Origin of the sequence: Streptomyces sp. ST2-7A, assembly GCF_021390475.1 — a bacterium.
In the GTDB taxonomy this organism is placed as follows: Bacteria; Actinomycetota; Actinomycetes; order Streptomycetales; family Streptomycetaceae; genus Streptomyces.
On record NZ_JAJUWS010000040.1, the window covers coordinates 55,981 to 62,582 of the forward strand.

Annotated in this window: 8 protein-coding genes; 4 read left to right on the plus strand and 4 right to left on the minus strand. The window is 74.8% G+C overall.

Annotated elements, in window-relative coordinates; all coding sequences use genetic code 11:
• Positions 1-334: 334 nt before the first annotated feature.
• Positions 335-1,060 (plus strand): ribonuclease PH, encoded by a 726-nt coding sequence (gene rph, locus LZF96_RS21030; protein ID WP_233875329.1) that lies wholly within the window; start codon positions 335-337, stop codon positions 1,058-1,060.
• Positions 1,057-1,695: an RdgB/HAM1 family non-canonical purine NTP pyrophosphatase gene (gene rdgB / locus LZF96_RS21035; RefSeq protein WP_233875332.1), complete on the plus strand. Its 639-nt coding sequence runs from the start codon at positions 1,057-1,059 to the stop codon at positions 1,693-1,695. Before rph ends, rdgB begins: the two co-directional genes overlap by 4 nt.
• Before the next feature lie 421 nt (positions 1,696-2,116).
• Here rdgB and LZF96_RS21040 read toward each other — a convergent pair whose 3' ends face one another.
• From LZF96_RS21040 to bcp, 4 genes are all read right to left on the minus strand, one after another.
• Positions 2,117-2,821 (minus strand): class F sortase, encoded by a 705-nt coding sequence (locus LZF96_RS21040; protein ID WP_233875335.1) that lies wholly within the window; start codon positions 2,819-2,821, stop codon positions 2,117-2,119.
• A 13-nt stretch (positions 2,822-2,834) separates the two neighbouring features.
• Positions 2,835-3,452 carry a hypothetical protein gene (locus LZF96_RS21045; RefSeq protein WP_233875337.1) on the minus strand — a complete coding sequence of 206 codons (618 nt, stop codon included), beginning with the start codon at positions 3,450-3,452 and terminating at the stop codon, positions 2,835-2,837.
• Between the two features lie 302 nt (positions 3,453-3,754).
• A complete protein-coding gene (locus LZF96_RS21050; RefSeq protein WP_233875339.1) occupies positions 3,755-4,534 on the minus strand; it encodes an HAD-IIA family hydrolase in 780 nt (259 codons plus the stop codon).
• A gap of 255 nt (positions 4,535-4,789) precedes the next feature.
• Positions 4,790-5,257 carry a thioredoxin-dependent thiol peroxidase gene (gene bcp / locus LZF96_RS21055; RefSeq protein ID WP_233875341.1) on the minus strand — a complete coding sequence of 156 codons (468 nt, stop codon included), beginning with the start codon at positions 5,255-5,257 and terminating at the stop codon, positions 4,790-4,792.
• Between the two features lie 316 nt (positions 5,258-5,573).
• Here bcp and LZF96_RS21060 point away from each other — a divergent pair, with 316 nt between their 5' ends.
• Both LZF96_RS21060 and LZF96_RS21065 read left to right on the plus strand, forming a co-directional pair.
• The gene (locus tag LZF96_RS21060; RefSeq protein ID WP_233875357.1) at positions 5,574-5,867 is read left to right on the plus strand and encodes a DUF3618 domain-containing protein; all 294 of its coding nucleotides are present in this window, start codon (positions 5,574-5,576) and stop codon (positions 5,865-5,867) included.
• A gap of 90 nt (positions 5,868-5,957) precedes the next feature.
• Entirely contained in the window at positions 5,958-6,260 is a 303-nt protein-coding gene (locus LZF96_RS21065) for a co-chaperone GroES (protein ID WP_233875359.1), read from the plus strand.
• The last annotated feature ends 342 nt before the right edge of the window (positions 6,261-6,602 follow it).

Sequence of the window (6,602 nt, forward strand, 5' to 3'; positions counted from 1 at the left end):
TACCCGGCCAACCCGTTACCCGGCCAACCCGTTACCCGGGTTGGCCGGGAGCCCTCCCGGATCCGGTTCGGCCTGTCGGCCGCGCATCCGTGGTCGGTTCCGGAACCGATCGGCCTCCCTCGCCCGGTCCGCCGTTCGGGGCCGGTATCGCGTCGGTCCTGCTCCTGTACCCGGCCCCACGCCGGGTGGGCCGGGACCCCTCCTGATCCGGTTCGGCCCGTCGGTCGCGCCCCGCGCCGGGCGTGGACCCCGATCCGGCGCCGTCCCTCCCCGGCGGTGCGGCGGGCCGCCCCCGCCGACCGGCCCGGCCCCCGCCGACGACTAGGCTCACCGCATGTCACGCATCGACGGCCGTACCCCCGACCTGCTCCGCCCCGTCACCATCGAACGCGGGTGGAGCAAGCACGCAGAAGGCTCGGTCCTCGTCTCCTTCGGGGACACCCGGGTCCTGTGCACCGCCAGCGTCACCGAGGGGGTTCCCCGCTGGCGCCGGGGCAGCGGCAAGGGTTGGGTCACCGCCGAGTACTCGATGCTGCCCCGCGCCACCAACACCCGTGGTGACCGCGAGTCGGTGCGCGGCCGGATCGGTGGACGCACCCACGAGATCTCCCGTCTGATCGGCCGTTCGCTGCGCGCCGTGGTGGACTTCTCCGCCCTCGGGGAGAACACGATCGTCCTGGACTGCGACGTCCTGCAGGCCGACGGCGGCACCCGCACCGCCGCCGTCACCGGCGCGTACGTGGCACTGGCCGACGCCGTGGACTGGGCCCGGGGCAAGAAGTTGGTCAAGTCCTCCGCCCGCCCGCTGACCGGCACCGTCTCCGCCGTCAGCGTCGGCATCGTCGACGGCACCCCTCTGCTCGACCTCTGCTACGAGGAGGACGTGCGGGCCGAGACCGACATGAACGTGGTGTGCACCGGCGACGGCCGCTTCGTCGAGGTGCAGGGCACCGCCGAGGGGGCGCCCTTCGCCCGCACCGAGTTGACCGCCCTGCTCGACCTCGGTGAACTCGGCTGCGCCGCGCTGACCGAGAAGCAGAAGGAGGCGCTGGCCGCATGAGCGACACCCCCGGTTCCACCGCGTCGGGCACCGACGACCGCCTGGTGCTCGCCACTCGCAACGCCCACAAGGTGGCCGAACTGCGCGCCATCCTCGGTGAGACGGGCGTACACCGCGAACTCGTCGGCGCCGACGCCTTCCCGGAGGTCGGCGAGGTCGCCGAGACCGGCGTCACCTTCGAGGAGAACGCGCTTCTCAAGGCGCACACCCTCGCCCGGGCCACCGGTCTGCCCGCCCTCGCCGACGACTCCGGGCTGTGCGTGGACGTCCTCGGTGGCGCCCCCGGCATCCTCTCCGCCCGCTGGTCCGGCCGGCACGGCGACGACCGCGCCAACCTGGACCTGCTGCTCGCCCAACTCGAGGGCATCCCCGACGAACACCGGGGTGCCCACTTCGCCTGCGCCGCCGCGCTGGCCCTGCCCGACGGCACCGAACGGGTCGTCGTCGGGCGCCTGCCCGGTACCCTGCGCCGCGTTCCGGTGGGGGAGGGCGGCTTCGGCTACGACCCGATCCTCCAACCGGAGGGGGAGACCCGCACCTGCGCGGAGCTGAGCCCGGCGGAGAAGAACGCGATCAGTCACCGGGGGCGTGCCTTCCGGGCGCTCGCCCCCGGGTTGCGCGAACTCCTCGGCTGACGACGGGCCGGCCCGGTTTGCCGTGACCACGGTCGTCCCCGCCCTCGGCCGGGTGCCGGGGCGGGACGGCGGGTTTCCGCCGGCGGGTGCCCCGGTCGGTGGGACGGGTCGGCCCTCCCCGGGGCGGATCCCGGTACCCCGACGCCGTGTCGGGCCGGCCGGGGGCGGGTCGTGTTCCGCCCCGGTCCCCGCATCCCGGTGCCGGGCGTGCCCCGGCGTCGGTGTCGGGGCCCCGGCGTCGGCGGGGTATCGGTGCCCGGTGGTCTCGGACCGTTCGGTTCCGCTCGGGTCGTGCCCCGGTCCGACCCCGGCGGGTCCCGGCGGATCCCGGCGTCCCGGCGGCCGGCAGGGGCGGGTCGCGGTACCCGGTGGTGCGGGCCGTCCGGGATCGGCCGGAGCACCCACCCGATCGGTGGGACGGTCAGGCCCGGTCGGACCCGTTCAGGCCCGGTCCCGGCGGGTCCCGGGTCTCCGTCAGGTAGGCGGAGACCACCACGTTCGCCGAGTAGCTGTCCCGCTCGGCGTCGAACTCCCCGCCGCAGGTGATCAGTCGCAGCTCCGCCCGCCCCTTCCGGTGCGGCCCGTAGACCACCTCCGGATCGAAGGCGGAGCGCTGCACCACGTCCACCCGCTCGACGGTGAAGACCGCCGTCCGGCCGTCCGAGCGCAGCACCTCCACCTCGGCGCCCGGCTCCACCGTGCTCAGGTCGTAGAAGACGGCCCGCCCGGTGTCGGTGTCCACGTGTCCCACCAGCAGGGCCGCGCCCGCCGCCCCCGGCACCGGACCGTCCCGAAACCAGCCGGCGGTGTCCGCCGCCTCGAACGGCGGCGGTTCCACGCCGCCCTCCGGCTCCACGCCGCGCTCGATCACCTCCGCCCGCAACGCCGGGTGGTCCATCCCCAGCCGTACCGGCACCGCCTCCCCCTCCAGAGGCCGCACGGGGGCGGGCAGCACCCGCCCGTCGGAGAGCCGGACCGGGCCGCCCATGTCCGGCTCCCCGCCCGTCAACTCCCGTCCCCACAACCACAGGCCGAACAACAGGACGGCCCAGGCCACGGCGGTCAGCGCACCGCCCCGGGTCCCGCCCCGACCCGTGGCGGACCGCCCGGTGGTCGTGGACGTCACCCCGACCGCCCGTTCACCGACCCCCGCCGGCCGCGCGGCGCCGGCGGAGCATCCCGAATCCCGTCGCCCCCGCGACCCCCAGGGCGCCGAGAACCGCCAACAGCGGGCCCGGCCCCGTGCCCGTGCCGCCGACGGGGGAGGCGACCGGCGCGGCGAGGCTCGAGTCCCCGGCCTCCGGGGCGCGTTCGTCGGCCGTGCCGCCGCCACCGGCCTTCACCGGCGCGGTCGGGTGGTGCGGCTTGTGCGGGGGCTCGGGGTGGGGGCCGTGTTTCGGCACCACCGTGACCCGCCCGCTCACCGCCTTCGGACGCCCGTCACAGGAGATGTCCACGGCGTACGAGCCGGGCGCGATGGTGGAGGAGATCCGCGCCTCGCCGACCAGCCCGCCCCCGGTGGCCGGACCGAGCCGGGCCTCGGTGACGAACGCCTCGGAGTGCGCGGTGCCGTGGCCGTCCCGGCAACCGAAGACCCGCAGCCGCACCTCGCCGCCCGGGTGCGGCGCCACCGGGGTGATGATCACCTCGCCACGGTGGTGGTCCGGCTCGTGACGTCCCGGCTCGTGGTGATCGGGGTCGGGCGGACCGGCCACCGACGGGCCCGCGAAGCCGATCAGCGCCACGCAGGCCAGCACCAGGACCGGGCCCGCCGCCGACCCCCGCCGGGAACGGCGAGCGCCGGAGCAGCACCCGCGGTCGCGGGCACAGGGGGAGCCGGTCGGGGACCCCCCGCACGCGGGGGAGGACTCGGACGGGGAAGTGGCGGACGTGAGCGGGGTGCCCATGGCTGAACCTCCGGGACCTGCCGGAACCTCCGGAACCGGTCCCCCCGACCGTCGCCCGACCGGTCCGCCGGCGCATCCGCAGCGCCACCGGGTTCGCCCGTCCGGTGGGCGGGCCCGGGCCGTTGCGGTGAATCCGGCCCGCTCTCCGGGGGTCAGACCCGGTCGACCATGTCCGCGATCGACTCCACCACGGTGGACGGCCGGAACGGGTACCGCTCCACCTCCTCCGGGTCGGTCAGCCCGGTCAGCACCAGGAAGGTCTCCATCCCGGCCTCCAGACCGGCCAGCACGTCGGTGTCCATCCGATCGCCGATCATCGCGCTGGACTCCGAGTGCGCCCCGATGGCGTTCAACCCGGCCCGCATCATCAACGGGTTGGGCTTGCCGACGAAGTACGGCTCGCGGCCGGTCGCCTTGGTGATCAGCGCCGCCACCGAGCCGGTCGCCGGCAACGCGCCCTCGGCGGAGGGGCCGGTCTCGTCCGGATTGGTGGCGATGAACCGCGCCCCCGCGTTGATCAGCCGGATCGCCTTCGTGAGCGCCTCGAACGAGTAGGTGCGGGTCTCGCCCAGCACCACGTAGTCCGGGGCGGTGTCGGTCAGGATGTAACCGATGTCGTGCAGGGCGGTGGTCAGTCCCGCCTCGCCGATCACGTACGCCGTGCCGCCCGGCCGCTGGTCGGAGAGGAACTTCGCGGTGGCCAGCGCCGAGGTCCAGATGTTGTCCACCGGCACGTCCAGGCCCATTCGCTGCAGGCGGGCGTGCAGGTCGCGCGGCGTGTAGATCGAGTTGTTGGTCAGCACCAGGAACGGCTTGCCGGACTCCCGCAGCCGCTTCAGGAAACGGTCGGCGCCGGGGATCGGCACCCCCTCGTGGATGAGGACGCCGTCCATGTCGGTCAGCCAGGACTCGATCGGCTTGCGCTCGGACACCGTGGGAACTCCTGCCGTGCGGGGAAAAGCGGACGGGGCGGGCCGGTGGGGACGGCCGACCGGTCGCGGGGACCGGCGCCGGACCCCGCCGGGGACCGGTCGCACCGCGTCGACCAGCCTAGTCGCGGGGCCGTGGATCGGTCCCCGACCGGTCGGCCCGTGGACGGGCCGCGCCGACGGGACGCCCGGCGGGGGCGGCCCGTCCGGCCGACCCGCTCCCGCCCCGCCGGACCTCCGGCCACTCGCCGGCGACGGTCACAGACCCAGGTCGCGGATCAGCTTCGCCACGTGCCCGGTCGCCCGGACGTTGTAGAGCGCCCGCTCCACCTTCCCCGCCTCGTCCACGATCACGGTGGAGCGGATCACGCCGGTGACGGTGCGGCCGTACATGGTCTTCTCGCCGAAGGCGCCGTAGGCGGTCAGGGTCTCCTTCCCGGGGTCGCCGAGGAGGGTGATGCCCAACTCCTCCCGCTCCCGGAACTTCGCCAGCTTCTCCGGCTTGTCGGGGGAGACACCCACCACGTCGTACCCGGCGTCGGCCAGTAGCCGCAGGTTGTCGGTGAAGTCGCACGCCTGCTTGGTGCAACCCGGCGTCATCGCCGCCGGGTAGAAGTAGACGATCACCTTCCGCCCGGAGTAGTCCGCCAGCGAGACCGACTTCCCGTCGGCGTCCGGCAGGGTGAAGGCGGGGGCGGTGTCACCCGGCTGCAGGCGATCGCTCATCGGTGGTTCCTCTCTCGAACGATGGTGGGGAGGGCCCCGCGCCCGAGCCTACCCATCCGCCCGCACCGCCTCCGCCGGGCCGGGGAACACGTCGCACACCGTGCCCGGTCGGCCCGACCCGGGGCGGAATGGCGGGCGGCGACCGGGGCAGGAAACTGACAGACTGTGCGGGACGGGCCCCCTGGCCCGGACCACGACGAGAATCGACCACGGAGGCGGAGCGGTGCCCGAGTCCAGTCGTCCGGATCACCAGGACGGGAAGAGCGGCAGCAGCCGATACGAAGCGGAGAAGCCGAAGGAGGAGGGGCCGGAGGAGATCGAGGCCCGGATCCGCCGCCGGCGCGCCCTGCTCGCCGACACCCTCGACGAGTTGGCGGTGCGGGTGCACCCCAAGACCATCGTGGGCGACGTGCGCACCCGCGCGCTGTCGGCGGTGGACCGCCACGCGGGCCAGGCGTACATCGCGGTCAACCGCACCGTCACCGGGGCCCGTACCGGCCTGATGACGCGCGACGGGTCCCCGCGCCCGGAACGGCTGATCCCCATCGCCCTGGTGGCGGTCGGCGTGGTCGGTCTGCTGGTGCTCGGTGTCCGGCGGCGCCGTCGGTGACCACCGGTCCCGCGTCCGGAGCCGTTGGGATACGGTCGTGTCGTGACCACCCCATCTCCCGGCCCGACCCATGACAAGCTCCCGATCCGGATGCTGCACGACCGCGTGCTGGTGCGCACCGACACCGGCCAGGGCGAACGCCGCTCCACCGGGGGCATCGTCATCCCCGCCACGGCCGCCGTCGGCCGCCGCCTGGACTGGGCCGAGGTCGTGGCCGTGGGGCAGAACGTCCGCACCGTCGAACCGGGTGACCGGGTGCTGTACGACCCGGAGGACCGGGCCGAGGTGGAAGTGCGCGGCACGGCCTACGTGCTGATGCGGGAACGGGATCTGCACGCCGTGGCGGCCGAACGCCTCCAGGGCTCCGAGGACTCCACCGGCCTGTACCTCTGAGCGAGCGCCCCCGGGCGACCCGTCGTCGCTTCCGCCGGGCCCCGATTCGTCGGGGCCCGGCGGCTTTTCGCTGTTCCGGGCCGGAGGGTCGGCGCGACGGCGTGGTTCCGAGAGGGGCATGATCGCGGCGCACCGCCGCGGCGCCCGCCCGGGAGGCACGAGGCCGGGTGGGCGTGACGTCCTCGCCCCGGCCGGCGCGGGGGCGGCACCCATCCGGGGGGTGCCCCTATCTGTTTCGTCAACCCTGTTGGGGTCGGCTTGTAGGGGTTTGATCTGGTTTTCGGGAGCGTCCCGCGAAGCGGGGCGTTCCCGGCGGATCGGGTGCGTGGCGGGCAGTCCGGT

Coding starts and splice junctions, on each gene's coding strand:
- rph (WP_233875329.1), top strand. CDS start 335: ATGTCACGCATCGACGGCCGTACCCCCGACCTGCTCCGCCCCGTCACC.
- rdgB (WP_233875332.1), top strand. CDS start 1,057: ATGAGCGACACCCCCGGTTCCACCGCGTCGGGCACCGACGACCGCCTG.
- bcp (WP_233875341.1), bottom strand. CDS start 5,257: ATGAGCGATCGCCTGCAGCCGGGTGACACCGCCCCCGCCTTCACCCTG.
- LZF96_RS21065 (WP_233875359.1), top strand. CDS start 5,958: ATGCTGCACGACCGCGTGCTGGTGCGCACCGACACCGGCCAGGGCGAA.